Origin of the sequence: Rheinheimera sp. 1928-s, from assembly GCF_029269265.1 — a bacterium.
In the GTDB taxonomy this organism is placed as follows: Bacteria; Pseudomonadota; Gammaproteobacteria; order Enterobacterales; family Alteromonadaceae; genus Pararheinheimera.
This window is the reverse complement of sequence record NZ_JARIXP010000003.1, coordinates 307643-333848: the sequence shown is the minus strand read 5'-3', so window position 1 is coordinate 333848 and position 26206 is coordinate 307643. Positions and strand designations below refer to the sequence as shown.

Here is a 26206-nt window from a genome sequence, read left to right as displayed (position 1 = left end):
AGACTAATAACCAATGGATGTTTTTAATACTGACAGACTGTCGAGGTCGGTATTAAATCGTATTTTGCCGCATATTCTGTAACCGCATCTTCTACTGGTTGGTCACCAAACCGAGCAAGCCACTCCAAGCCGTCATAGCCTGTGTCCTTCAGTGTAATAGCATATCGCTGCTGTAATAACACATCTGCTAGGTTGAGGTATTGTTGCTGAATTGCATCAAGCATAGCGCGCTCCTTTGTTTTATCACTTGTTGTTGCGGGACATTTGTGTCCGTTTGTGACTTATAGTCCGTAGTATTATAAGTCACATCCGTTGACGATATAACCAAGAATTAAAAGGGATCTGGTTATGCGTCAAGACTCGTTGTTGCTTTTTGGATTGCGGGTGCGTGAGTTACGTTCTGAAAAAGGTATCAGCCAAGAAGAACTTGCAGCCTTAACAGAGTTAGATCGCACTTACATCAGCGGGATCGAACGCGGTAAACGTAACCTTAGTCTGAAAAATATTCTTAAAATTGCCTCAGCTCTTAATGTCACTGCAAGCCAGCTACTAGATATTGAGGGGCTGACTTGATGTCTCGTTCTTTTTACAGCGATGCTGTCTCATCTTTCTTATCTACAGACGCCAATACAATTATTGGGCAGTTAGCACAAAACCACAGTCAACATTTGGTTCAGCAGCAAACAGGAGCTTGGCTAGAACAAATCAAGATATTGAAAACTCAGCTTTGGGGTTTGCCTAACGACGCTTATCTATTCTTTGAGTTCATTATTCCGCGAATGGGTAAAAGAGCTGATTGTGTGCTGGTGGTGCAAGGCATTATTTTTGTATTGGAGTTTAAGGTTGGCGCATCAGCTTATCTCTACGCTGACCGACAACAGGCTGAGGGTTACGCTTTAGATCTAAAGCATTTTCATCAAGGTAGTCACGACAAAACTATAATTCCTGTTCTGATTGCTACAAAGGCGACAGAAACTTTTTCTACCTACTCACTTGATTCTGAGCAGGTATCGACAGTGATTTGTTTGCCTCCAAGCACTCTAAATACATTTGTGGGCGAAACAATAGCTCGAATAAAAGGTCGTTCTTTTGACGCTGTGCAATGGAGTTTATCTGCTTATCAACCAACACCAACTATAGTGGAGGCTGCTCAAGCACTTTATGCAAAACATAGTGTGGTTGATATTTCACGATCAGAAGCTGGCGCAGAAAATCTGCATGAGACAAGCACCACATTACTGGAATTGATCCATAGTGCCTGTAGATACCACCGTAAAATTATCTGTTTTGTTACTGGCGTTCCAGGAGCCGGAAAAACTTTAGTTGGGCTGAATATAGCTAATCAACATGCTGACAGCAAAGACCTAGAATATTCAGTTTTTCTCAGTGGTAACGGGCCATTAGTTGATGTTTTACAGGAAGCTTTAGCGCGCGATCAGTATCAAAATAATCCTGAATTAACAACTATCGCTGCAGCACGGCAAAGGACTAAAAGCTTTATCCAAAATATTCATAAATTTCGTGATGAATACCTAAAAGATCTAAAGCCACCTGCGGAGCATGTTGTTATTTTTGACGAGGCACAGCGCGCTTGGGATTTAAAGCAGACTGCAAATTTTATGCAGCGAAAACGGGGTCTCGGAGATTTCTCACAATCGGAACCTGAATTTCTAATTTCTGTAATGGCAAGGCACCAAGATTGGGCAGTAGTTATTGCATTGATCGGTGGTGGACAAGAGATCAATACAGGTGAAGCAGGTATATCAGGTTGGTTCGATGCTGTGCTTAAAAGTAATGAAAAATGGGATGCCTATTGCTCGCCTAAGTTGCTGCAAGGCGAATATGTTCGTGATGAACTCACCGTGGAATCGCTCTCAAAATTTAAGTTGAAGCCGTCCCTGCATTTGGCTACGTCGATGCGGTCCTTTAGGGCTGAAAAACTATCTGATTTTGTGCATTATCTGATTGAGGGAGATTCAGCTAAAGCCTCGATGGTATTACATGGGTTCAAAGATAAGTTTCCAGTAGTAATGACTCGCGACCTAGCCACAGCGAAAAAGTGGATCAGTAAGCGAACCAAAGGTGGACGACGCTCAGGATTGTTGGCGTCCTCGAATGGTATTCGATTAAAAGCTGAAGGTATTTTTGTTAAAAACCAAATTGAGGCGAAAAACTGGTTCTTGGGTTCGGGAGATGACATTCGCTCCAGTAATTTTCTCGAAGATGTTGCTACTGAGTTTGATGTTCAAGGTCTCGAACTTGATTGGGCATTAGTTGCTTGGGATGCTGATTTAAGAATGGTTCGCGGGTCGTTTGAACATTGGCATTTTTCCGGCAAACGTTGGCAAAAATGTAGCAAAATAGAAAACCAAAGATATCTTGAGAATGCCTACAGGGTATTGCTGACTCGGGCGCGCGAGGGCATGGTAATTTTTGTACCTGAAGGTGACGCTGACGATGCGACGAGATTACCTAAGTTTTATCAGGGGATTGCAGATTATTTGGCTGAGTGTGGAGTCAAAATGATTGAGGGCTGATCAAAGAATCAGCCCTCATAGAACAAAAATCTACATCCCCTTTCAAATAATGCCCTGTGTAAGATTTCTCGTAAGCAGCTACCTGTTCTGGTGTGCCCGCGATCAGGATTTCAACGCCGCCGCTGCCGCCTTCCGGGCCTAAATCGACCACCCAGTCTGCGGTTTTGGTCACGTCGGGGATATACAGGGTTTTTCCTGTGTCGTGACTACGCTTGAACCACAAGACTTATATTCCCTCAAGCAGCACTATGCTTTAAGTCTGCAGGCAGGTCTGTATCGTGCCTCTGATTTAGAAGAAGGTTTACTAACAGCTTGACTACAGCAGCATAAAAGCAGATTTGTGTCGCAATGCGTTGCTGGATACAAACAAAACACTAAGGCCCTCAGCCAGCGGCCTTAGTGTGCGCAGAGTCCTGTCAGATCAGGATGTTCTAAACTGTTTTACATTAAGCTCAAGCGTTTTTGCCAGTTGTTCAAGCTGTTGGCTGGCCGCTGTGATTTTCGATGCCTCTAGCTCGGCTTGAATAGCTGCACTGGTGATTTGACTGAAGTTACGGTTAATCTCAGCCGCTACCACAGATTGCTCTTCGGCTGCAGTGGCAATTTGTGTGTTCATATCACTGATCAGTGTCACCGACTGGTTAATTGCGTTCAGTGAGTCTCCTGCACAGGTGGCTTGCTCAACACTTAACTCGGCCTGAGTTTTTCCTTCATTCATGACCGTCACCGCTTTAAGTGAACTGCCCTGCATTTTTTCGATTACGGCCTGAATTTGGCGAGTGGATTCCTGAGTACGACGGGCAAGGTTACGGACTTCGTCTGCGACAACAGCAAAACCACGACCTTGTTCACCGGCTCTGGCTGCTTCTATGGCCGCGTTTAATGCCAGTAAATTCGTCTGTTCTGCTATGCCTTGGATCACGTCCAGTACTGATCCAATCTGACGACTGTCTTCTGACAAATAGTTAATTACCTCTGCTGCTTCAGCAACTTTATCCGCCAGTAACTTGATGCTGGCCTGAGTTTTACGTACTTCGTTTTGGCCTGCGTTAAATTCACTCATAGCAGTATGTGCAATAGCTGCGGCTTCGCTGGTATGGTTCGCTACGTCACCTACTGTTGCTGACATCTGATGGATAGCACTGGCACCTTGTTCTGTCGCCAATTTTTGATTGCCGATCAAATCTTCGTTTTGATGAGCTGTCATTAACAGATTCTTTGATGCGGTGAGCAATTCGTCTGCGGCCTGCATTGAGTTTCTGGTCATTTCTGACATATGAATGGTTAAATCTCTTACTGCGCTTAAGATGCTTTCAGGCGCGCCAACCTGTACTTTTATCGTCAGGTCACCAGAAGCAATATGCTTAAGCACACTTGCCGCATACTCAGGTTCTCCGCCAATCAACCTCTTTAATCTGTTCACGGCACGTACGGCCACAAAGCTGCCAATCAGTATGGCGAATGCGGTCACACTGAGCATAATCCATTGAAAACTATTGGTTTGCTCGCGAGCTGCTGTTACTTGCTGTTGGACAAGTGTTTCCTGAAAATCGATCAGTTTGTTGATGCGTTTTAACCATTCGCTATAGGCTGGCGACACTGTGGTGAGCAAATAGCTAATGGCTTCATCATGACGCTCGTTGTTGATCATATCCAGCAATGTATCTGTCAATATTAAAGTCGATGCTTCAATTTGCTTAATAGATAGCAGCAAGGAGGTTTCTTCAGAGCTGTGTGATTCTTTGCGATACATATCGTCCAGGGCTACGGCTGATTGCTGATAAAAGTCATTAAGCCGGACAATCTGGTTCTGATGAATTTCTGCATTCGCTTTGTTTTGAACCAGCACAGCATCGCGAATAGAGATGGCTCTGTCGTGCACACTGCCCCTGAAATTAATGGCATGGCGCTGCTCTACTGCAGTCTGTTCAGAGAGTTGGGTCAGGTTATTGTCTGCTACGCTGATTTTTAATAGTCCAAGCAAGGTGATCCCCAGCATGATGACCAATAAAATTGCGAAGCCTGCGTATAAGCGCTTAATTACATTCATGTATTACACCTTGCTTTTTTAGCATGGAACAGATTATTACGACGGATCCAGTGTGCAGGTGTGCTTTTGTCCAACCCGGTTTATCGCTGAATAGTGAGTGGTTTACGTTATAAGCCAAAAACTTTTATGGGGGATTTGGTAAAAATATCGTCAAACTATGTATCTACTACGGCTTTTTTCAGATAACAGACTTATTTGGGGCTGCTATTTTGCAAAAAAACTTGTACTGGTCTATGGGCGGAAGCTTTTTAGCATTTTGATATCGGCCATAGGCTTAAATGACTGATGGGCGCGGATCAACCGCGCCCTTACAGAGAGACAGAATACTACATCCCCAACAACGGCTTCAAATAATGCCCAGTGTAAGACTTATCAAAGGCTGCCACTTGTTCCGGTGTGCCTGCGATCAGGATTTCACCGCCGCCGCTACCGCCTTCCGGGCCTAAGTCGACTACCCAGTCTGCGGTTTTGATCACGTCGAGGTTGTGTTCAATCACCACTATTGTGTTGCCGGCGTCGCGCAGTTTATGCAGTACGTTTAGCAGTTGCTGGATATCAAAGAAGTGCAGGCCTGTGGTGGGCTCGTCGAGGATATACAAGGTTTTGCCAGTGTCGCGTTTACTGAGTTCACGCGCCAGTTTAACCCGCTGGGCTTCGCCGCCTGATAGCGTAGTTGCCGACTGGCCGAGGCGGATATAGGTTAAACCTACGTCCATCAGAGTTTTGAGTTTGCGGGCTATGGCCGGAATACTTTCGAAAAATTCGTGAGCGTCTTCCACTGTCATTTCCAGCACTTCGTGAATGTTTTTGCCTTTGTATTTTACTTCCAGCGTTTCGCGGTTGTAGCGTTTGCCTTTACAGACATCGCATGGCACGTACACATCTGGCAGGAAGTGCATTTCTACCTTGATCATGCCGTCGCCCTGACAGGCTTCACAGCGGCCGCCTTTGACGTTAAAGCTAAAACGGCCAACCTGATAACCACGAGAACGGGATTCCTGAGTACCGGCGAATAAATCCCGCACTGCAGTGAAAATACCAGTGTAAGTCGCTGGGTTAGAGCGTGGGGTGCGGCCTATCGGGCTTTGGTCGATGTCGACACATTTATCAAAATGTTCCATGCCTTCAATAGCTTTGTGAGCCGCAGGTTCATTGCCTTCACCTTTGTTTAATACACGGTGGGCAACGCGGAATAAAGTGTCATTAATTAAGGTGGATTTACCTGAGCCTGATACCCCTGTGATACAGGTCATCACGCCAAAAGGAATTTCTAAATCGACGTTTTTCAGGTTGTTGCCTGTTGCGCCTAACACTCGTAGTTCTTTGCCTTTTTTGCCTTCGTGGCGTTTGTCTGGTACCGCAATTTTGCGCACGCCGGATAAATACTGGCCTGTTAACGACTCTGGGGTATTTTTAATATCTTCCAGGCTGCCTTGCGCCACAATATAACCACCATGCACACCGGCACCTGGGCCAATGTCAATAATATGGTCGGCGGCACGCACTGCGTCTTCGTCGTGTTCTACCACTATGACGGTGTTCCCCAAGTCGCGTAAATGCGTCAGTGTGCCCAATAATCTGTCGTTGTCGCGCTGATGCAAACCAATGGAGGGTTCGTCCAACACATACATCACACCTACTAAGCCAGCACCAATCTGGCTGGCTAAACGAATACGCTGAGCTTCACCACCAGACAGGGTTTCGGCGCTGCGGGACAGGTTCAGGTAATTCAAGCCTACGTTGACTAAAAACATCAGCCGGTCTTGAATTTCCTTCAGAATTTTTTCGGCAATTTGAGCTTTCTGGCCCATTAAGGTCAACTGGCGGAAGAACTCTAAACAGTCACCAATCGACAGCTCCACTACTTCAGGCAACGTGGTTTTGCCAATAAAAACGTGGCGGGCTTCTTCGCGTAAACGTGAGCCGTCACAACTTGGGCAACACTGCGAGGCTAAATACTTGGCTAGCTCTTCCCGTACCGCATTAGATTCGGTTTCGTGATAACGCCGTTCCATATTCGGCAAAATGCCTTCAAACGGATGTTTACGTTTAATGATATCGCCACGGTCGTTCAGGTACTTAAACTCAATGTCGGTTTTGCCTGTGCCGTTTAAAATCACCTGCTGATGCTGTTTGCTTAAACTGGCAAAAGGCACTTCCAGCTCAAAGCCGTAATGGTCTGCTAAAGATTTCAGCATCTGGAAATAATAGAAGTTGCGTTTATCCCAGCCACGAATAGCGCCGCCGGATAAACTCAGCTCGTCGCTGACTATGACTTTATTGGCATCAAAATACTGTTTTACACCTAAGCCATCACAACTTTGGCAAGCACCGGCCGGGTTGTTAAAGGAAAACAACCGTGGTTCCAGCTCGGCCATTGAATAGCCACAAGTAGGGCAGGCAAAGTTAGCAGAGAAAATCAGTTCAGGTGCTTTTTCATCGTCCATCGACGCTACTTTAGCGATACCACCGGACAGCTCCAGCGCGGTTTCAAAACTTTCGGCTAAACGCTGTTTAATATCGTCGCGCACTTTAATCCGGTCGATCACCACTTCAATGGTGTGTTTTTTGTGTAAATCCAGCTTGGGTGGATCAGACAAATCACAAATTTCGCCATTAATACGGGCACGGATATAACCCTGAGCCGCTAAGGTTTCCAGCGTTTTGACGTGCTCACCTTTACGTTCCTGCACTACAGGTGCTAATACCATCAGCTTGGTGCCTTCAGGGAAGGCCACCACTTTATCCACCATTTCACTGACAGTTTGAGCAGTTAAAGGCAAATCGTGAGTAGGGCAACGCGGTTCGCCAACCCGGGCAAATAATAAACGCAGGTAGTCGTAAATTTCAGTGATAGTGCCCACAGTCGAACGTGGGTTATGCGACGTCGACTTTTGTTCAATAGAAATAGCTGGGGATAAACCTTCGATATGATCGACATCGGGTTTTTCCATCAGGCTTAAAAACTGCCGGGCATAGGCCGACAAAGACTCAACATAACGGCGCTGACCTTCAGCGTACAGCGTATCAAAGGCCAAAGAGGATTTACCTGAACCGGATAAACCAGTGATCACCACCAGTTTGTCACGTGGAATTTCCAGTGAAATATTTTTCAGGTTGTGGGTGCGGGCACCCCGAATATCTATTTTATCCATACTATTGGGTCTCTTGCCTATTGATGCAGACTTCGGAAAACGAAATGTACCTTTGTCACATATGCAGTGCCCTGTGGGCGACTGCATCCTACGTCTCTTGCCTGTTGAGGTCGGCTTGGGAAAAACGAATTATACCCTTGTTAGCGATGTTGGGTGTCAGGTTAAAGCTTTATGTGGCAGAGCCAAAACCGGATCAGCCGGGCAATAATTCAATTGGCGATACTGTATATAAATACATGCTTTATAGCAAGCCAGCCGCCTAGAAAAACAGCAAAGAAATAGGCTGCTATTTAACTGTTTTTGAACCAGATTTGCGGATTGAATAAGTTAAAGCTAAGTTGAAGGTGTCCACTTGTGGTTAAGACGTACTATGACCTCAGAACAACTCTACTGCTTTGCAATGATCCAGGTGTTGCTGGTGTTTTTACTGGCCAGTTTTCGCTTGCGTGCAACCGATCAAAACAGCAGAGCTTTACCTCTGCTGCAAGCTGCCATAGCTGCTGAATTATTAAGCTGGTTATTCTACTTTTGGCCTGCTCCTGGACCAAGTTTAGTGCTGTCATTAAGTTTCTCGGCACTGAATATGAGTTTGCTAACCGCTTTTTGTTTTAAAAGATCAGGCAGAGCAGTGCCCTGGCTGTGGATAGTGCCTGTAGGTTTGGCGTTGGCATTTTCTTATAGTTATTTTTCGTACCATCAACAGCAAAATGTCAGCTTACATCTGATGACTTTGTTTGCATTTTTACTGATAGGCCCTTGCTTCTGGTGTTTCCGCTATTTAAAGCCCAATCCTACCCTGTCCGATTTGATGATGGCTGCCGTTTTTGTTGCCTGGCTGCTCATTTGCCTGCTTCGCTCTTTTATGCTGCTGGTCGCCCCAGAGTGGTTATTGTCTGGTTTGTTGATTTCTCAGTCTTTTTGGCCTGCTGTTTCTGCGGGCTACTGCATCTTTGCTTTGACAGGTTATATGGAAGAAACCCAGCAAAAATTCAAAAATGAAGCCCTGCACGACCCTTTAACAGGCCTGCTGAACCGTCGTGGTTTAGTCAACGCTATTCAGGGTTGCCTGGCTTATTTACAACGCCAGCAGCACAGTGCCGCACTTTTTATGATTGATCTGGACCACTTTAAACAAATCAACGACAAAATTGGCCATGAGGGCGGTGATGAGGTGTTGATTGCTGTGGCCGAAGTGCTGCAAAAAGAGTTACGCCAAAGTGACGTGCTGGCGCGTTATGGCGGTGAGGAGTTTATTGTGTTTTTACCTCAAACCGACAGTGATTCAGCGCAATTGGCGGCTGAACGTTTATTGCTGGCGGTGCGTCATCTGCAGTTGCCTCAACTCGGTAGCCAAAATGGCTTGAGTATCAGTGTGGGGATCACGGTATTTAACGCTGACTTTGATTTTGATTGCCAGTTGCGCCGCGCTGATCATGCTTTATATCAAGCCAAAGCCAGAGGCCGTGATCGTATCGAATTTGCCACAGACACTCTTTAGTTCGGTGATGGCAGGCTCCCTTGGCGCTGTGCTACAATCGCCGCCCGCTTTAACCCGGAGATAGAGTCGCAGATGTCCCATCTGAATCCACTGGAAAAACGTGCCGCCTGGTCTTTGGCACTGGTATTTGCTTTCCGGATGCTTGGTTTATTTATGCTGATCCCCGTCTTTGCCATTTTTGGCAAAGACCTGATCGGCTTTTCGCCTTTGTGGATAGGCTTAGCTATTGGTGCTTATGGTTTAACTCAGGCACTGTTACAAATTCCTATGGGTTGGCTGTCGGATAAATGGGGCCGAAAACCTGTCATGTTACTGGGGCTTAGTTTTTTTGTGCTGGGTTCTGTGGTGGCTGCTTTAGCCGATTCTGTTTATATGGTGACTTTTGGCCGGGTGCTGCAAGGCATGGGCGCTATTTCCGGTGCTGTGATGGCGCTGGCATCCGACCTGACCCGTGAAGAACAAAGACCCAAAGTGATGGCTGTGATTGGCATGACCATAGGTTTGTCATTCACCGTAGCTATGGTGGCTGGTCCTGCGATAGCAGCGGCCAGCGGTTTAAGCGGTATTTTCTGGTGCACAGCTTTGATGGCCATTACCGGTTTGCTAGTGGTCTGGAAAGTGGTGCCTGTGGCTGTCAGTAAAGCACCAGCTTCTGAAACGCTAGCTACCAAAGGCCAAATCGCAGCATTGTTTCGCCACCCTGAATTATTACGACTGAACTTTGGTGTGCTGGTATTGCACTTACTACTGACGGCTATTTTTGTGGTATTGCCCACTCTATTGTTACAGCAGAGTTTTGTGTCAGAACAGCACTGGCAGCTGTATCTGCCTGTTTTAATTGCTGCTTTTATTCTGATGGTGCCACTGATGATTCTGGCCAGTCGCAAGCAACAGGAAAAAGGCTATTTATTACTGGCAATAAGCCTGCTTATTGTTAGTTTTGTGTTAATTTTAATCAATCAGCAGTTGTGGTCGATCGCCCTGGCGCTGTTGTTGTTTTTTGTTGGCTTTAACTATTTAGAAGCCAGCATGCCTGCTTTGTTGTCGCGTATTGCTCCTGCTGGATTAAAAGGTACTGCTATGGGTACTTACGCCAGTGCTCAATTTTTTGGTGCCTTTGCAGGCGGTATTTTAGGCGGTGCTGTGGCTAGTTTCAGCAGCGGTGAATCGTTGTTTGCCGTGGCTGCCCTGATTGGTTTACTATGGTTGGCTTATGCCAGCAGCATGACAGTGCCAGCGCGATCGCAACGGCTGTCATTGCCTGTCAAAGTGGCCGATGAAGCCGCCGCAGCCCAATTGGCGCAGCGCCTGACCCAACTCCAGGGTGTGTTGGAGGTCACGGTGGTGGTTGCGGAACAACGTTTGTATTTAAAAGTCGGCCAGCAACATTTTGATTTGGCAGAGGCACAGTCTTTGGTTGAGAGCAGCCAAAAAAGTTAAGGAGAAGTCGCATGGCTCGTGGAATTAATAAAGTAATTTTGATTGGTAACTTAGGCACAGATCCTGAAGTTCGTTATATGCCTACAGGCGGCGCAGTGGCTAACCTGACTATTGCGACCAGCGAAAGCTGGACCGACAAAACGACCAATGAAAAGAAAGAAAATACTGAATGGCACCGTGTAGTGATTTATCAGCGTTTGGCTGAAATTGCCGGTGAATACCTGCGTAAAGGCAGCAAGGTTTATATCGAAGGTCGTTTACGTACCCGTAAGTGGCAGGATCAGCAAGGTGTTGAACGTTACACCACTGAAATCATTGCCAACGAGCTGCAAATGTTAGACGGCCGTGGTGAAGGCCAGGGCGCTGGTCAGGCTCCTGCTATGGGCGGCGGTGCTCCAATGGGCAATCAGGGCGGTAACCAAGGTGGTTATCAACAACCTGCTGCTGCACCACAACAACGTATGCCACAAGCGGCTCCGGCAGCTCAAGGCGGTTACGCTCCTCAAGCTCCAGCTGCTGCAGCACCGGCTCAAGGTGGTTACCAGCAACGTCCAGCTCAGGGCGGCTTCCAGCCTCAGGGCAATTTTAACCAACCACAAGGCGGTTTTAATCAGGCAGCACCACAACAACGTGGCCCAATGGAACCACCAATCGACTTCGACGACGATATTCCGTTCTGATGACAACGGTTTGTTCGCTATAAAATTAAGCCTCTGAAATTAGAGGCTTTTTTATGTCATTTATTGCTATACAGAATCTGAACTACTACTTCTTTTCCTGAACTGTGCCGCTTTATGCCTGTTGCCACATAAAGCCATGCTGCACCAACGGCGTTTGTGTGCTTTGGTTCGATCGTAAAACCATAAAATGCAGTCGGGGTGTTCGCATTGTTTAACCAAATCGAAGTTGCCTTCAACCAATAACTGCGCGACAGCCTCTGCGACTGGGCCTAATAAAGATCCAATCATTTCACTGCGTGACACACGGTTTAATACCAGTTGGCCGTTATGATCCCTTTCCAGAGTGGGGACAGTAAGAAAAGACTGCAAATACTGATTTAACTTACCGATCTCCGGTGATTTTTCCTCTTTAAACTCAGTGATGAGCTGCCGCGCCAGCGCTCGTAATGCTTTGGCCTGAGTGAGTAGTTCACCGGGAGCAAGAGTCTTGCCCTCTGTTGTTGGCGCTATGTCGTAGCGGGCCAGCCATTGCAGTACTTCTGCATCACTGTTCCAGAATTCAATAGCTTTGCCATCGTCGCGTGCTTCTGTATTGAGTAAGTCCATAGCCAAATGATCACCCAGCATTGGAGCGCCACTTGGCGTTTCTTCGTGCAGAATTGTTGAAATCGTCATGAGTAACCTTTAAAAATTAATTTGACAGGTTACTTTTGTTCAGCCAAACTTGATTCAAGTAACCACTTAAGTTTGATTATATGGGTTACTAAGTGATATTGCCAACTTTAACTTCACGGAGTAACCATGAATACGAAAAAAATACTGCTCGCAGCTACCGCCTTAGCTGCCTCTCTTTCTGCCACAGCTGCAGAAGATAAAACGCTGGTGCGTTATCAAAGCCTGGATGTGCAAGGCGTTAATGTGTTTTACCGCGAGGCAGGTTCGCCACAAGCGCCAACAGTATTGTTGTTGCATGGCTTTGGTGCTTCGTCTTATATGTTCAGAGATTTGATGCCAAAACTGGCACAGAAGTATCATGTGATAGCGCCGGATCTGCCTGGTTTTGGTCAAACCACAGTCAAACCCGGCGTTAAATTTAACTACAACTTCGACAATCTCGCCTCTGTGATTGATGCGTTCACCGTCGCTAAAAACCTCGAGCACTACGCTATGTACGTGTTTGATTATGGTGCTCCGGTGGGCTGGCGTCTGGCGGTGAAAAATCCAGAAAAGATCACGGGCATTGTGACCCAGAATGGTAATGGCTACGAAGAAGGACTGAGTGAAGGTTGGGCAGATATGCGTAAAGCATGGGCTAACCCAACAGCGGAAAACCGCGAAGCCTTACGCAAGTTCAATACCCCAGACATGCTGAAGTGGCAATACACTGAAGGTGTAGAGGATACCTCAGTGATCGCGCCGGAACCTTATCAGTTAGCTCATGCGGCAATAGAGCGCATTGGCGTTGATGCGCAAATGGATTTGCTGCTGGATTACGGCAGCAATGTGAAGCAGTACAAAGCGTTGCACCAGTTCTTCCGCAGCAAGCAACCGCCTTTATTAGCTATTTGGGGGGATAAAGATCCATTCTTTCTTCCGGCAGGCGCTAAAGCATTCCAGCGTGATAATCCGAAAGCTGAAGTGCAGTTTCTGAATACGGGTCACTTCGCGATTGAAACGCACGGTAATGAAATCGCAGCAACTATGCTGGAGTTTTTGGACCGTAGCATCAAGCCTTAAAGCTCAAAAGCATCACAGCAGTGCTAAGGCTGTGATGCTTTTAGTTTATTTTGTTTGCGCTGCAGTCACTGGTTCAGGCGTTAAAACCTGCGTCCACTGTCACCACTGAGCCTGTCATAAAATGTGCTGCAGGGCTTGCAAGAAAAGCAACCACTGCTGCTACATCAGCGGGTTTTCCATAACGTCCCAGAGACGTCAGGCGGCGATTGGATTCAGCCCAGTCGCCATCTGCTGGGTTCTGATCTGTATCTATAGGGCCGGGCTGAACAAGATTTACTGTAATGTCTTGCGGACCAAGTTCACGCGCTAAACCCCTGGTAAAGGCAAGCAAGGCAGATTTCGACATGGAGTACACAGTTAACTCTGGATATGGCACACGTTCGGCCAGACACGAACCCGTTGTGATAATGCGCCCGCCTTTTTTCAGGTAAGGAATTGCTGCCTGCGAAGCCAATACAGCCGAACGGGCGTTCACGTTCATTAAATCCTGAATATCTGCAAAGCTCATAGTCACCAGTGGACCAGAGCGTGCAATACCGACGTTATTGACCAGAATATCCAGCCCGCCGAGTTTTTTCACTGTTTCTTCGACAGAGCGTTTTACCGCAGCCGGATCACCACTGTCAGCCTGAACGGCCAGGGCTCGCCGTCCTTTTGCTTCAATCATCTTCACTATCTCAGCCGCTTTATCAGTGGATCGGATATAAGTAATCACCACATCAGCGCCTCTGTCTGCCAGTTCCAGCGCTATGCCTGCACCGATGCCCCGTGAAGCACCTGTCACCAGAGCGCGTTTGCCGGCCAGATCCTGGGTTCGGCTTTCTGTGGCTTTTTGCTCTGCTGCTGCAGCTTGTGTTGCACCAATAGACGAGGCGGCAATAGCTGCAATGCCCGCTGTTGCGCCAAGTACGAAACTGCGTCTGCTGAGTCCGGTTTTTTCATTTGTTTGCATGATGATCTCCTTTGTTCAGAGGATATTGTCTTGTGCCGCCTTGGGCTGCGCGTTCTACCGCAGCAATCAGACGACTATTGTGCAGTGCATGGGCAAAACCTTTAGTAGTGAAGGTATTTGCGGTTATATCGCGTGCGAGACTGGCGTAAACTTCGCCGACATTGATGGATGCGCCCGTCCAGAAATCCGCAGCTGTTGGACCAACGGAGCCAGACGCTATCGGAGAATCTGGCTGAGCAAAGTCTGTACTTGCTGACAGGTTTAGATCGCCCACCTGAACTCCGGCCAGATGATGACCTGTGAGCTTGATCCAACCTGTGTAACCACGAATTTCCAGCACAAAATGTGCATCTTCAGGCGGAATACCAGCCAGTACCTGCACAGAGACAGAGGCGCCTAAAGCTGTTTTTGCTATCAGATCCAGATGATCAGGGATTTCACGAACAGACGTTTCACCTGTATCTACCAGTTGGATCTCCGGCCACAGCAGCTCAGTGCGGGCATCAACTTCGGTGATGTTGCCAAGTACAGCTTCAACCAGATCCAGCACATGAGCGGTCGTAATCGTCAGAAAGCTTGCGCCTGAGGCCGCTTTGTTGAAATAGTCATAGACACTGGAGGATTGAGGGCCAAATCCGAAGGTGGTCGCTCTGACATTGGCAGACATCAGCTTGCCAATCTTGCCTGCGGCAATTAGCTCTGCAGCGCGTCGCACTGAAGGATTCATCCGTCCCTGCAGGCCAATAGCTGTATGCAATGAGCCCACTGCTGCAGCCATCTCTGCAGTTTCCGCCAAGGTCGAACCTAAAGGGGCTTCACAATAAACGGCTTTGTTCGCCGCCAAAGCTGCCAGTACTAACTCCTTATGTGCTGGCACTTTGACGGCAATAGTGACAATATCGATGCTATCATCGTTAATCAGATCGTAAGGGTTGGCGTACCAGTGTTCAGCACCAAAAGCCTCTGCTGCGGCTTTGGCACTCTCTTCACGGCGGGTGGCCACAGCAGCAAGCCGCAATGCAGGGTTCGCCTGAATAGCCGGAACATGTGAGGCTCCGGCCCAGCTTGCTTGTGTATCTGCGCCGATAATTCCGACACGCAATTGTTTAGTCGACATAGGTTTTCTCCATTGATAAGAGTGAAATAAAACGGGAACAAAAGTTGCCTCAGAATGGGATATCCGGTGCAACCACAATGGTGTTGACGGGGTTGTTGTTCATCTTTTGGATGAAGTTGTCCCTTGTGCTGCGACTGTTGTACTGATAGATGTAAGTAAATTGAGGTTTGATGGCTTGCACTGCCTGAATTGCGTCATTCACCCCCATGGCATAAGGCGGGTATAACGGCAGGAAGGCGATATTAATATTTTGCAGTTGCAGCACTTCTGGTGTGGCCTCTGTGGAACCTGCGATATAAAGCCGCTGACCATCAACAGTCAGCACATAACCATTTCCCCTACCAAAAGGGTGCCAGCGGGCTGACTGGCCTCTCAGACCATAAGCAGGAATAGCCTCCACTCTGATGTTACCTAATTCCGCCATTTCGCCATTGGCCAAAGCTACAGCCTGGCTTTTCAGGCTGGCCGGAAGTTGCTGCATAACAAAAGGCGGCACAACTATGCGCGTAGTCGGACCCACAAGCTGTTCCAGCGTTGTGTGATCAAAATGTTCGTGATGCTCATGGGAGATCAGAATAAGGTCTGGTGTTGGATAGGCTGAATACCGGGATTTCCCTTGAGTCGGGTCGGTGTAAATGACTCCGGCGGGCGTTTCGATCACCACACTCATCTGCATGACCTGGCTGACGACAATGCTGCCGGTTGCTAACGCAAAACTGCTTTCGCCGGAAACCGCATGAGTGGGATTTGCCTTGGCAAAAATGGCTGTGCAGCACAGCACTACCAGGCCGCTTAACAGCACAGCAATACGGAGTTTTTGCTGAGGATGAAGAGGTAGCCGCTTTATCACTATCATGTCAGATCTCTCTAGGCTGTTCAGGGAGATCAAATCATAAGTATTGCATTGGTTAAAAAGAAGACTAGAATCCAGACATGAGAGTTAAGCTCAGGTTTACAATAACGCCATGAATCCGTCTTTGCTACCATCTCTGGCCTGGTTTACCCATATAGCCCGGCATCGCAGTTTTACCCGTGCAGCGGAAGAAATGGGCGTGTCCCGTGCTGCTTTGTCGCAGAATCTGAAAGCTTTAGAGCACCAGATCGGCGTAAAGCTGCTGTATCGCACCACCCGCGATATGTCGCTGACAGAGGCTGGTCAGCAGTTGTTTGATACTTTGAATAGCAGTCTGGCTCAGATTGAAGATGCAGTGCAAAACCTGGGGGACAGCGCGGCAGAGCCATCAGGCCTAATCCGGATTAATACCTCACGACTGGCTGCACGCACTTTAGTCGAACCTCAATTGGCTGAATTTTACCGGCGTTATCCGCAGATCAGGCTTGAACTGATCCTGGACGATACGCTGTCCAATATTATTGCCGATGGCTGCGATTTCGGCATACGTTTAGGCCAAAGCCTTGCCGATCATGTGGTTGCTGTTCCTGTTAGTCCTGAGCTTGCTATGGTGGTAGTGGGCGCACCTTCTTACTTTGAGCACTATGGGGTGCCACAAACTCCGGCAGATCTGGCACAGCACAACTGCATCAATTACCGTTATGCCAGTACCGGAGCCATCCGTGCATGGGATTTCAACGAGCCTGGCAAGGATGGGCGGCACTTTACTCAGTCCGTTGCCGGAAACCTGATACTGAATGATGATCAAAGCATGACAAGGGCAACATTGCAGGGCATAGGGTTAAGTCAGCATCTTGATATTTCGATACAGCAGCAGCTGGCCGATGGCAGTCTGGTGCAGGTGTTAAGTGATTGGAAATATAGCCAGGCTGGTTTTTATTTATACACTCCGTCACGGCAGCATATGCCATCCAAAGTGCGTGCGCTGCTCGACTTTCTGGTAGAGAAACGAGGGGCTATATCTGCGACTTAGCTAGTGTCCGTCATCTTCTCCACCAGATAATCGACAAATACCCGTATTCTGGCCGGCATAGTATGGCCACCAATAAAAACTGCATGAATAGCTTCGCGGTCCTGCGGATTGTACTCTTCAAGTAAAGCTACAAGTTGGCCTGTTGCCAATGCCTGCTGCACATGAAAACGGCCGACACGGGTAATGCCTATGCCCTGCAGGGCCAGTTCAACCAGCGTTTCACCATTATTTGCTATCACATTGCCGCTGACTGCGAGCATATAGTCCTGTTCATTTTCACGAAATGGCCAGCCAGGTTCCAGTCGTCTGAAACTGAAATCCAGGCAATTGTGCTTTGTTAAATCAGCTGGTGTTTGGGGTACTCCGGCTTTGGCCAGATATTCAGGGGACGCAAGCACAACCCGGCCTGTTTCACCCAAACGGCGGGCATGCAGGCCGCTATCCGGCAAGGGGCCAAAACGGATGGCAACATCGACATGACCAGCATGAACATCGCGGATTTGGTCTGATACATCGATTTCAAGGCGGATATCCGGATAACGTTGTAGAAACTCTTTCAGCAGCGGCACTATGGTCAGGCGGCTATGCGCCGTTGCTGTGGTGACTTTGATCATGCCACTTGGACTGCCACGGCTGGCAATACTGGCTTCTGTGTCCTCCAAATCTTTTAAAATCCGTCGGGCTGCCAGTGCATAAGATTCCCCTTCACTGGTTAAACGCAGTTTGCGGGTGCTGCGAACTATAAGCCTGACGCCCAGACGTTTTTCAAGACGGGTCATAATACGGCTGACTGCGGATGGGGTGAGATCTAATTCACGGGCTGCTGCGCTTAAACTTCCCGTGCAGGCAACGGACAAAAAGGTCTCCATTTCAGCTGTTCGATCTGTCTTTCCTGTCTTTTCAGCGCTCATTTGTGACTCCGAAGCAAAACTGAATGTATCCTGCGCTACTTTTTCTTGGTGTTGTGATTGTTTATATTCCTTCGCATCACAAATTAGCGAGACTTTGTATGAAAATCAATATTCCTTTACTGGCCCTTGCACTGGGGGCTTTTGGTATAGGTGTCACCGAATTTTCCCCCATGGGGATGTTACCTGTTATTGCCAATGACTTAGCTGTTTCTATTCCAACAGCGGGCATGTTAATTAGCGCTTATGCCTTTGGTGTGCTGATTGGCGCACCTTTAATGACCTTAGTTTTTGCCAATATGAGTCGCCGCAACCTGTTGCTGTTATCTATGGGAATTTTTACCCTCGGCAACCTGATCTCCGCTATGGCGGATAGCTATAACCTGTTGTTGTTTGGGCGTATTGTTACTTCATTTAATCATGGTGCTTTTTTTGGCGTTGGCTCTGTTGTTGCTATGAGTATTGTGCCGCCAGAAAAACGCTCTGCTGCTGTAGCAGCTATGTTTTCCGGTTTGACCATAGCTACTATTGGAGGTGTTCCTCTGGCTGCCTATGTTGGTGAAGTCATTGGCTGGCGTCCTGCTTTTTTTGCTATGGCCGTGATAGGGGTAATTACTATGCTGGCGCTGCGCTTGTCATTGCCGCCACTGGCGAACGAAGGCAAAGCCAATGTGCGTAATGAGCTCAGAGTCTTGAGCAAAGGCTCGGTGTTAGCGGCTTTGTTGTTAACAGTGGTCAGTTCAAGCTCAATGTTTACTGTATTTACTTACATAGTGCCTATATTGCAGGATGAAACCCATGCATCAACGGCTTTTGTCACAGCAATGCTGGTGTTGTACGGTACAGGTTTGGCGGTAGGAAATTATCTGGGTGGCCGTTTTGCTGATCGCTCACTGGATTTAACTCTTATCACCTCTTTGGTTGCTGTCACTTTGTTATTAGCTTTGTTCTCTATGACTGTGTCATCGCCAATGATTGTCGCGCCTTTGATTTTTTTATGGGGTATTGCCAGTTTTGCTTTGGTTCCGCCACTGCAATCATTGGTGGTACAAGAAGCCAAAGCTGCGCCCAATTTAGCTGCTGCAATGAACATAGGCGCTTTTAATCTGGGTAATGCTTTGGGCGCCGTCTTGGGTGCCGCCATTATCAAAACAGGTTTAGGCTTGAGTTATGTGCCTTTGGCTGGTGCCGGTACAGCTCTGTTGGGACTTATGATGGTGTTATGGTTCAGGCGTAGCCGTCAGCAACGCAGCCAGGAGAATCCAGTTGCAGCTTGTTAGATAGGTGACTTAAAAAAGGCTACAGCCAATCCAGCTGTAGCCTCTTTGAATCTCCTCTGCTGTCAAAGCTACTGAGCGACCAGCACAGCGCCCCATTTGGCGGGCACGGTCAGATAGATTTTGTCCCCTTTGCGACTGACCGAAAGTTTATCAAGTTGCTCTTGCCAGTTCAGGCCATCATGGCTGAGCTCAAATTCGGCAGAGCTATTGCTGTTGTTTAACAACACCCTTACTTGCTGTTGCTGATAACTACGCTCAAAAGCATAAAGATCACGGCCATCGTCTGCTACTAGGGTGGTAAAACTACCCAACTGCAAAGCCGGTAAGCTATTTCGTAATTTCAGTAGCTTACTATAGTGTTGTTGCAGATCTTTGTTAACGGTCACTGCATCAGCCGGGCGTTTACTGCCGTCAGGCTGAGTGACTTCGTCTTCATAGTTGATATCGTCCCAAACCATAGGTTTACGGTCATCCGGGTCGTTGGCTCCCCACATTCCTACTTCATCTCCGTAATACACCATAGGCGCTCCGACATAGGTCATCTGGAAAATAACAAATAGTTTTTGCAGACGAATTTCTTCAGCATTAGGTTTACGCACCTGATAGGCAGGGTTGCTACCGACCTGAGATAGCTGGAAGTACTTACCCCAATCGCGGAAATTACCTATGCCTCTATTTACGATATGAGATCCAATACGGTTTGAGTCGTGACTGCCAAACAGATTTTGCGTGACGTAAGCTACGCCTTTAGGATACAAGGCTCTGTCCTGTGCCAGCTTGGCATCGAACTGAGTAGGGCTGATTTTATGCGGAGCTGGATTAAACATAAATTCAGCAGCGTTAAAGGCGAAGTTGTAGTTCATCTCGCCATCAAACTCATCGCCCTGAAAATAAGGTTTCACTTGCTCGGAAGGCATCACCAGTTCAGCGGTAATGTAAGCTTGTGGATTGATGGTTTTGACATGGCGGCGCCAATCTTTCCAAAAGCCATGAGCTACACAAAAGGCCACATCTAATCGCCAGCCATCCACGCCGTATTCTGTACCTTTGCCTTTCGGGTTCATCCAGCGCTCTGTTGCGGCAAAAATATAATCCCGCGGACCTGCGGCTAGTCCTTTATTGTCCTCTTTAAATTCTGGTAACGAAGACACGCCAAACCAGCCTTCGTAGCTAAAGGTGCTGCCAGTCTGTTTGTTATCAAAGCTCTTCACCGTAAACCAGTCTTTATAAGGCGAGTTTTGTTGGTGCTGTTTCAGATGCTGGAAGGCAAAGCTATTGACACCCATATGGTTAAAGACGCCATCAAAAATAACTCTGATGCCCCGTTGTTTGGCCTGTTTAATTAACTCCAGCGCTAGTTCATCGGCTTTAGTCCAGACCCAGGTTGATGGGTCAAGCGGGTTCTCTTTGGCCATCATAGCCCTATCACCCTTTGGATCGGGGCCAAAATTAGGGTCGACATGATGGTAACTGGCACCGTCATATTTATGCAGGGATGGCGCGTCAAATATAGGGTTCAGGTAAATCGCGTTAAAGCCCAGGCCTTTTATGTAGTCTAACTTGTCGATAATGCCTTGCAAGTCGCCACCATAACGACGACGCAGCAAATGTTTCCATAATTCAGCTTCGCCATTTGCCACTTCGTAGGGCTGTAATTTGTACCAGTCACTGCCCCAGGGATGAATTCGCCACTCTTTTGGTGGTTCAGCAGGATCTGCGCCCAGCAGATCTTTTGCAGTAGGATTATTCGACGGGTCGCCATCACGGAAGCGTTCTGGGAAAATTTGATACCAGGTCGCGCTTTTAGCCCAAAGCGGCACAAATTCTCCTTGCTCGTTCAGCGGAATAGGACCTTTTGGCGTTGCGTCAGAGGTTTGGGGGCAAAAAGCCAAGCTTATGGTGCTGTAAAGAAAGCTTGTGGCTGCTAAGCACGAGAGTGTGAGTAGTTTTAGTGGTGATTTAAGCATTATTGTATCTCTTTTTTAATCTACAAATCCCCACAAAAACCACGACAACTGCATCCTCTGTGCGTGATTCAAAGTGGGCCTGAGCCTCACCCTGTGATAGCCCGGTTGAATAGTTGGTTTTTTAACTTTTTTATACAAGGCATTGCATACGTATTCGGTCTGTCGTCTATGACAGCTTGCGATGAGAGGACAAAAAACTCATATGAGTGTGTAACTATTTAGGTGTGGAGGCTGGGCAGGCCAGAGTTTTAACTCTGGCCCTTGAGAAGGTTAGTCAGGCTGAGAAAACGCGGCCAGCATATACACCAGTGGCGCATTCCAGTTGATGGTGACTTCGTTGCTGGCATAGCTGCACCAGTCGTCGACATAAGATTTGGCTGGTAATGTGCTGCTGTACTTACATTTATCTTGCTGTCCTGGCTGCGCACCACCTGCTAACCAACCCGGCACTGGTGCTTTTATACCGTCAGCTTCAGAGGGGCGGTGATGGATATGCTGTGGGCTTTTTACACCAAAACCTGTGACATAAGATAAATCGAGCGGATTACGACCCAGCACATAATCCAGCAGGCCTTGCATTGCTTCCACATAGCTGGCTTTTGCAGTGATCTGGTTGGCTTTATACAGCAGTATGGCTTTATTCATCGCCACCGCATTACTGCCCCAGACAAAATCTTCCGGCACCATAGCTACTTTATAGGCTGAAGCCTGATGCTGAGCTGCAAATTGATCGGCCACAGCTGTAATAGCGCTGAACACCAACTGGCGCTGTGCTGGCTTCAGCCGATTTGCTTCTTTTGCCAAAGAGAAGTAACCCAAAGCAGCGACCGAAGCCCATGAAGCGGTTTGTACTGGCTGAGCCAGCTGGAAAAACTGTTGCAGATAAGGCTCTTCACCCGTTAGTAGATAAAGCTCTGCCGCCGCCCATGCAAATTCATCTGCCAGATTTTTATCGCCATAAGCGCCTGTGTTGACATCCGCAGGTTGTTGATAAGGAATATCCGGATTCTTGCTGGCCCATTGCCATGCCTGAATAGCCTGTTGTCTGAACAAAACAGCTTTGCCTGGTTGCTCTTTATCAAATTCGCTTAGCACTCTGCTGGCTTTGGCCATTACAGCGGCAAAGTTTAAAGCGGCTGCCGTAGTTTTTTGTACCAGATAACGTTGCGCTACTGCCTGATGCGGCATAACGGCGCCTTCAAAATTCAGTGTCGTCAGTTTATGGTAAACGCCGCCGTCAGCAGGGTCTTGCATGCTGCTCATCCAGTCCAGATTCCACAATACTTCATCCAGCAAATCCGGCATGCTGTTGCCAGATTCAGGGATAGTCCATTGCCGCTGGCGGTAAAAGTCTGTGAAGTCTGTCCAGGCGTCTAACAAGGTAAAAGTACTGATGCCGGAATTCACTATGTATTTATTGTAATCACCAGCGTCATACCAGCCTTTAGGCGACTGAACTACGGTGCCTGTCGGTCTGCTGGCGGAAGCTGCTGAGGCATGTATTTTAACTTTGTCATCCGGGTGCCCGGCAGGGCGGGCCCAGACACCAGCATAAGCTTTGTCTAGTTGCTGCGAAGCTCTGTTGAAGTAATAGGCTTTGATAGCTGCATCATGCAATTGGGCATAAGGTTGGGCTGCAATCTGCAGTTCAACTGCTGCATAGCCTGCAACTTCCAGTCGGTAACTGCCATTGGTTTGTACTTTGGTGAAATCTGCAATACTGACGCTTTCGCCTGCCGGAGCCCAAAGCTGAGCTTCCGAACTTTGGCCCTTGAACACAATCTTGCCTGATGGCAAGGCGACCAGTTGAAAGGCTTGTTGGCTTTTTCCTGGGATCACCGCCAGTTTTTGGCCCTGATGGTGGTAACCGCTTTGGTTGAATTTCAGTTGAGGTGCTGGTGCTGCGGCGTAAGAGCTGGCAGCGGAAACAAAACAAAGTACAGAAAAAGCCAGGCGCATAACAAAATCCTTGTTCAGAGAGCTAGAGTCAGACTTCAACCTTATTAGGTTGATAAGGTCGAAGCCGTTGTTTGCTGATTTCTGGCGTTTAGGCCAGAATCTTAGCTGCAATGACGTCTGCATTAAAACCAAAATAATCCAGCAAGGCAGGGCCTGGCGCTGATTCGCCAAAGCTGCTGATACCAATAATCAGGCCTTTTTTGCCGACGTATTTGTACCAGAAATCCGGGTGAGCTGCTTCTATTGCAACAATTTGTGCCTGATCAGGCAGCACGGAATCACGGTAAAACTCAGATTGCTGGTCAAATAAAGTGGTGCTTGGCATAGACACCACATTCACTTTTTTACCTGCAGCGCTGAGTTTGTCGGCGGTATCACAAGCCAGTTGCAGTTCAGAACCAGTGGCTATCAGCACTATATCCGGCGCTGCGCCGCAGTCTTTTAAAATATAACCGCCTTTGCTGATTAACTTGATTTGCTCCGAATTGCGCTGGAACTGACGCAGATTCTGCCGGCTAAATACCAAAGCTGAAGGCGAGGTTGTGGTTGTTAAGGCTGCTTTCCAGGCCACAGCGGTTTCAGTTAAATCGGCTGGGCGCCAGGTGACGAGGTTTGGTGTGGTCCGCAAATTCGTCAGCTGTTCTATCGGCTGGTGCGTTGGGCCGTCTTCACCCTGACCTATGGAATCATGGGTAAAGACATAAATATTCGGCAGCTTCATTAAAGCCGATATCCTCACTGCATTGCGGGCGTATTCCATAAACATCAGGAAAGTAGCGCCGTAACAACGGAAACCACCATGGGCACTAATGCCGTTCATTATGGCAACCATGCCAAATTCGCGCACACCATAGTAGATATAGTTGCCGGAGCTATCGTCTTTGCTCAGGCCTTTGCTGCCCGACCATAAAGTCAGGTTCGAACCAGCCAAATCGGCTGAACCGCCTAAGACTTCAGGCAGCAGTGCCGCAAAGTGAGCGATACAGAGCTGCGAAGCTTTGCGACTGGCAATATCCTGTTGTTGGTTTTGACAATTTTCGATAAAGCTTTGAGTGGCAGCTTCAAAGTTGGCTGGTAATTCGCGATTTATAACCCGACGTTGGTATTCACCAGCCAGTTCTGGATATTCCTTTTTGTACGCAGCAAATAACTCTGTCCATTGTTGCTCCAGTGCTGCACCTTTGCTTTTGCAGTCCCAATCGGCATAAATCTCGGCCGGAATTTCAAAAGGAACGTGCGACCATTGCAGAAATTCACGGGTTTTAGCTATTTCGCCGTCACCTAGTGGTGAGCCGTGACTGTCGTGAGTGCCTGATTTATTCGGGCTGCCATAACCTATGACAGTTTTACAGCAAATCAGCGTGGGTCTGTCTGTTTCTGCCTGAGCTTGTGTGATGGCATCAGCAATCTGGGTTGGGTTATGACCATCCACCTGAATGACCTGCCAGCCGTAAGAGTGAAAGCGCGCTGGCGTGTCGTCGGTAAACCAGCCTTCGACATGACCATCAATAGAAATACCATTATCATCCCAAAAGGCAATCAGTTTACCCAGGCCTAAAGTGCCAGCCAGTGAACAGGCTTCGTGGGATAAACCTTCCATCAGACAGCCGTCACCGAGGAAGCAATAAGTAAAGTGATCGACGACTGGGTAATCAGGGCGGTTAAATTGCGCTGCCAGAGTTTTTTCGGCGATGGCCATACCTACCGCATTGGCAATACCAGCGCCCAAAGGACCAGTGGTAGTTTCGACGCCTGCTGTATAGCCCAATTCAGGGTGCCCAGGCGTTTTCGAATGCAGTTGACGGAAAGACTTTAAATCCTCAATAGATAATTCATAACCTGTTAAATGCAGCAAGGAATACAACAACATAGAAGCATGGCCGTTACTCAGCACAAAACGGTCTCTGTTGCTAAACAACGGGTTGGCGGGGTTATGCTTTAAGAAGTGCAGCCAGAGGACTTCGGCAATATCGGCCATACCCATAGGCGCACCTGGGTGACCTGAGTTGGCTTTTTGTACTGCATCCATAGCTAAAGCGCGAATAGCGTTAGCGCGGCTTTTATGATCAGTGTGCTGAGTGGTTTGCATAGACATATCCTAGCGGCTTGGGGCCAAGTTCTGTAACAGTTGTTCCAGCTTGCGCTGATCCACTGCAAATTTGCGAATACCTTCGGCCAGCTTTTCTGTGGCCATGGCGTCTTCATTCAGTTGCCATAAAAATTCAGCCTGACTTAAAGCTTTGGTGGCATCAGGGCTTTGAGTTGTATGAGGTTGCAGCGCTGCAGGCAAAGGGTCAGTGGAATCTTTTAATTGCAGTAACAAGTTAGGGGCTATGGTCAGTAAATCACAGCCAGCCAGTTGGCGGATTTGCTCCACATTGCGAAAGCTGGCACCCATCACCACAGTAGGTATGCCATGGCTTTTGTAATGGTTATAAATGGTTTTTACCGACATAACGCCTGGGTCTTTGTCGCCGGAAAAATCCTGCTCTGGCTGATTGTGTTTATACCAATCCAGAATACGGCCAACAAAAGGGGAAATTAAAGTGACCCCTGCATCGGCACAGGCTTTGGCTTGCGCCAGGCTAAAAATCAAGGTCAGATTGCAATGAATACCTAGCTTTTCCAGCCGGGCTGCGGCCTGAATACCTTGCCAGGTGGCCGCCAGTTTAATCAGCACTCTGTTTGAGTCGACCCCTGCTGCTCGGTAACGTTCAATAATACTCAAGGCCTTGGCCACGCTGGCTTCGGTATCAAAAGACAAACGGGCGTCAATTTCAGTCGAGACCCGACCCGGAATATGACGCAAAATTTCACAGCCAAAATTCACTGTCACTTGCTCACAGGCTGCGGCAATATCTTGTTCATTGCCTTTTAAAGCGCTATGTAATAAATGCTGATAATCCGCCTGCTGGCTGGCCTGTAAGATCAACGATGGGTTAGTGGTGGCCTCGGTCGGTTGAAGCTGCTGTATAGCGGCAATATCACCGCTGTCTGCCACTACCACCGTCATTTTGCTAAGTTGTTCGAGCTGATTCAT

Annotated in this window: 20 protein-coding genes and 1 pseudogene; 8 read left to right on the top strand and 13 right to left on the bottom strand. The window is 47.9% G+C overall.

The features are described from left to right. Window positions 1-23 precede the first annotated feature (23 nt). A complete protein-coding gene (locus tag P3C17_RS09190; protein WP_300929154.1) occupies window positions 24-224 on the bottom strand; it encodes a hypothetical protein in 201 nt (66 codons plus the stop codon). A gap of 124 nt (window positions 225-348) precedes the next feature. On the opposite strand from P3C17_RS09190, the gene P3C17_RS09185 reads away from it, so the two are divergent. Further along, window positions 349-573, top strand: coding sequence for a helix-turn-helix transcriptional regulator (locus P3C17_RS09185; RefSeq protein WP_300929153.1), 225 nt, complete (start codon window positions 349-351; stop codon window positions 571-573). After that, window positions 573-2537, top strand: a complete 1965-nt coding sequence (locus P3C17_RS09180; protein ID WP_300929152.1) for a DUF2075 domain-containing protein — start codon at window positions 573-575, stop codon at window positions 2535-2537. The genes P3C17_RS09185 and P3C17_RS09180 overlap by 1 nt, the downstream gene beginning before the upstream one ends. On the opposite strand, the pseudogene P3C17_RS09175 reads toward P3C17_RS09180, so the two are convergent. From P3C17_RS09175 to uvrA, 3 genes and pseudogenes are all read right to left on the bottom strand, one after another. Then, window positions 2518-2712 (bottom strand): annotated as a pseudogene (locus P3C17_RS09175) (hypothetical protein); the annotation flags it as partial. The gene P3C17_RS09180 and the pseudogene P3C17_RS09175 sit on opposite strands and share 20 nt — an antisense overlap. Window positions 2713-2958: 246 nt before the next feature. After that, window positions 2959-4587, bottom strand: a complete 1629-nt coding sequence (locus P3C17_RS09170) for a methyl-accepting chemotaxis protein (protein WP_300929151.1) — start codon at window positions 4585-4587, stop codon at window positions 2959-2961. Window positions 4588-4913: 326 nt separating this feature from the next. Then, window positions 4914-7742, bottom strand: a complete 2829-nt coding sequence (gene uvrA, locus P3C17_RS09165; protein WP_300929150.1) for an excinuclease ABC subunit UvrA — start codon at window positions 7740-7742, stop codon at window positions 4914-4916. A gap of 352 nt (window positions 7743-8094) precedes the next feature. Here uvrA and P3C17_RS09160 point away from each other — a divergent pair, with 352 nt between their 5' ends. From P3C17_RS09160 to ssb, 3 genes are all read left to right on the top strand, one after another. Beyond that, window positions 8095-9240: a GGDEF domain-containing protein gene (locus P3C17_RS09160; RefSeq protein ID WP_300929149.1), complete on the top strand. Its 1146-nt coding sequence runs from the start codon at window positions 8095-8097 to the stop codon at window positions 9238-9240. A 72-nt stretch (window positions 9241-9312) separates the two neighbouring features. After that, window positions 9313-10680 carry an MFS transporter gene (locus P3C17_RS09155; RefSeq protein WP_300929148.1) on the top strand — a complete coding sequence of 456 codons (1368 nt, stop codon included), beginning with the start codon at window positions 9313-9315 and terminating at the stop codon, window positions 10678-10680. Window positions 10681-10691: 11 nt separating this feature from the next. Continuing rightward, complete coding sequence (ssb, locus tag P3C17_RS09150; protein ID WP_300929147.1) at window positions 10692-11360, top strand: single-stranded DNA-binding protein; 669 nt, start codon at window positions 10692-10694, stop codon at window positions 11358-11360. Between the two features lie 66 nt (window positions 11361-11426). On the opposite strand, the gene P3C17_RS09145 is transcribed toward ssb, so the two are convergent. Then, on the bottom strand, window positions 11427-12035 hold the full coding sequence (locus tag P3C17_RS09145; protein ID WP_300929146.1) for a CGNR zinc finger domain-containing protein: 609 nt from the start codon (window positions 12033-12035) through the stop codon (window positions 11427-11429). A 126-nt stretch (window positions 12036-12161) separates the two neighbouring features. On the opposite strand from P3C17_RS09145, the gene P3C17_RS09140 reads away from it, so the two are divergent. Then, the gene (locus P3C17_RS09140; RefSeq protein WP_300929145.1) at window positions 12162-13097 is read left to right on the top strand and encodes an alpha/beta hydrolase; all 936 of its coding nucleotides are present in this window, start codon (window positions 12162-12164) and stop codon (window positions 13095-13097) included. Window positions 13098-13170: 73 nt separating this feature from the next. On the opposite strand, the gene P3C17_RS09135 is transcribed toward P3C17_RS09140, so the two are convergent. Genes P3C17_RS09135 through P3C17_RS09125 form a run of 3 tightly spaced genes read right to left on the bottom strand, consistent with a single transcriptional unit; the run spans window position 13171 to window position 16022 of the window. Further along, complete coding sequence (locus tag P3C17_RS09135; protein ID WP_300929144.1) at window positions 13171-14049, bottom strand: 3-oxoacyl-ACP reductase family protein; 879 nt, start codon at window positions 14047-14049, stop codon at window positions 13171-13173. Then, complete coding sequence (locus P3C17_RS09130) at window positions 14036-15166, bottom strand: Gfo/Idh/MocA family oxidoreductase (protein WP_300929143.1); 1131 nt, start codon at window positions 15164-15166, stop codon at window positions 14036-14038. Before P3C17_RS09130 ends, P3C17_RS09135 begins: the two co-directional genes overlap by 14 nt. A gap of 49 nt (window positions 15167-15215) precedes the next feature. After that, window positions 15216-16022, bottom strand: coding sequence for an MBL fold metallo-hydrolase (locus tag P3C17_RS09125; RefSeq protein WP_300929142.1), 807 nt, complete (start codon window positions 16020-16022; stop codon window positions 15216-15218). A gap of 109 nt (window positions 16023-16131) precedes the next feature. On the opposite strand from P3C17_RS09125, the gene P3C17_RS09120 reads away from it, so the two are divergent. Next, window positions 16132-17052, top strand: coding sequence for a LysR family transcriptional regulator (locus tag P3C17_RS09120; RefSeq protein ID WP_300929141.1), 921 nt, complete (start codon window positions 16132-16134; stop codon window positions 17050-17052). On the opposite strand, the gene P3C17_RS09115 is transcribed toward P3C17_RS09120, so the two are convergent. Beyond that, window positions 17049-17963 (bottom strand): LysR family transcriptional regulator, encoded by a 915-nt coding sequence (locus P3C17_RS09115; RefSeq protein WP_300929140.1) that lies wholly within the window; start codon window positions 17961-17963, stop codon window positions 17049-17051. The genes P3C17_RS09120 and P3C17_RS09115 overlap by 4 nt on opposite strands. 98 nt (window positions 17964-18061) lie before the next feature. Between P3C17_RS09115 and P3C17_RS09110 the strand changes: the two genes are divergently transcribed. After that, complete coding sequence (locus tag P3C17_RS09110) at window positions 18062-19240, top strand: MFS transporter (RefSeq protein WP_300929139.1); 1179 nt, start codon at window positions 18062-18064, stop codon at window positions 19238-19240. A gap of 68 nt (window positions 19241-19308) precedes the next feature. On the opposite strand, the gene P3C17_RS09105 is transcribed toward P3C17_RS09110, so the two are convergent. The 4 genes from P3C17_RS09105 to tal all read right to left on the bottom strand — a co-directional run bounded on the left by P3C17_RS09105 (window position 19309) and on the right by tal (window position 26206). Then, a complete protein-coding gene (locus P3C17_RS09105; RefSeq protein ID WP_300929138.1) occupies window positions 19309-21060 on the bottom strand; it encodes a glycoside hydrolase family 13 protein in 1752 nt (583 codons plus the stop codon). Window positions 21061-21477: 417 nt separating this feature from the next. Next, window positions 21478-23166, bottom strand: a complete 1689-nt coding sequence (locus tag P3C17_RS09100; RefSeq protein WP_300929137.1) for a glycoside hydrolase family 9 protein — start codon at window positions 23164-23166, stop codon at window positions 21478-21480. An 88-nt stretch (window positions 23167-23254) separates the two neighbouring features. Next, window positions 23255-25255: a transketolase gene (gene tkt / locus P3C17_RS09095; RefSeq protein ID WP_300929136.1), complete on the bottom strand. Its 2001-nt coding sequence runs from the start codon at window positions 25253-25255 to the stop codon at window positions 23255-23257. 9 nt (window positions 25256-25264) lie between these two features. Then, window positions 25265-26206: a transaldolase gene (tal, locus tag P3C17_RS09090; protein WP_300929135.1), complete on the bottom strand. Its 942-nt coding sequence runs from the start codon at window positions 26204-26206 to the stop codon at window positions 25265-25267.

Excerpts from the sequence above, each read along its gene's own strand:
- P3C17_RS09135 (WP_300929144.1), bottom strand. The coding sequence starts at position 14,049 with ATGCAAACAAATGAAAAAACCGGACTCAGCAGACGCAGTTTCGTACTT.
- P3C17_RS09170 (WP_300929151.1), bottom strand. The coding sequence starts at position 4,587 with ATGAATGTAATTAAGCGCTTATACGCAGGCTTCGCAATTTTATTGGTC.
- P3C17_RS09130 (WP_300929143.1), bottom strand. The coding sequence starts at position 15,166 with ATGTCGACTAAACAATTGCGTGTCGGAATTATCGGCGCAGATACACAA.
- P3C17_RS09155 (WP_300929148.1), top strand. The coding sequence starts at position 9,313 with ATGTCCCATCTGAATCCACTGGAAAAACGTGCCGCCTGGTCTTTGGCA.
- P3C17_RS09120 (WP_300929141.1), top strand. The coding sequence starts at position 16,132 with ATGAATCCGTCTTTGCTACCATCTCTGGCCTGGTTTACCCATATAGCC.
- P3C17_RS09180 (WP_300929152.1), top strand. The coding sequence starts at position 573 with ATGTCTCGTTCTTTTTACAGCGATGCTGTCTCATCTTTCTTATCTACA.
- P3C17_RS09185 (WP_300929153.1), top strand. The coding sequence starts at position 349 with ATGCGTCAAGACTCGTTGTTGCTTTTTGGATTGCGGGTGCGTGAGTTA.
- tal (WP_300929135.1), bottom strand. The coding sequence starts at position 26,206 with ATGAATCAGCTCGAACAACTTAGCAAAATGACGGTGGTAGTGGCAGAC.
- P3C17_RS09125 (WP_300929142.1), bottom strand. The coding sequence starts at position 16,022 with ATGATAGTGATAAAGCGGCTACCTCTTCATCCTCAGCAAAAACTCCGT.
- P3C17_RS09115 (WP_300929140.1), bottom strand. The coding sequence starts at position 17,963 with ATGAGCGCTGAAAAGACAGGAAAGACAGATCGAACAGCTGAAATGGAG.
- uvrA (WP_300929150.1), bottom strand. The coding sequence starts at position 7,742 with ATGGATAAAATAGATATTCGGGGTGCCCGCACCCACAACCTGAAAAAT.
- ssb (WP_300929147.1), top strand. The coding sequence starts at position 10,692 with ATGGCTCGTGGAATTAATAAAGTAATTTTGATTGGTAACTTAGGCACA.
- P3C17_RS09140 (WP_300929145.1), top strand. The coding sequence starts at position 12,162 with ATGAATACGAAAAAAATACTGCTCGCAGCTACCGCCTTAGCTGCCTCT.
- P3C17_RS09190 (WP_300929154.1), bottom strand. The coding sequence starts at position 224 with ATGCTTGATGCAATTCAGCAACAATACCTCAACCTAGCAGATGTGTTA.
- P3C17_RS09145 (WP_300929146.1), bottom strand. The coding sequence starts at position 12,035 with ATGACGATTTCAACAATTCTGCACGAAGAAACGCCAAGTGGCGCTCCA.
- P3C17_RS09100 (WP_300929137.1), bottom strand. The coding sequence starts at position 23,166 with ATGCGCCTGGCTTTTTCTGTACTTTGTTTTGTTTCCGCTGCCAGCTCT.
- P3C17_RS09110 (WP_300929139.1), top strand. The coding sequence starts at position 18,062 with ATGAAAATCAATATTCCTTTACTGGCCCTTGCACTGGGGGCTTTTGGT.
- tkt (WP_300929136.1), bottom strand. The coding sequence starts at position 25,255 with ATGCAAACCACTCAGCACACTGATCATAAAAGCCGCGCTAACGCTATT.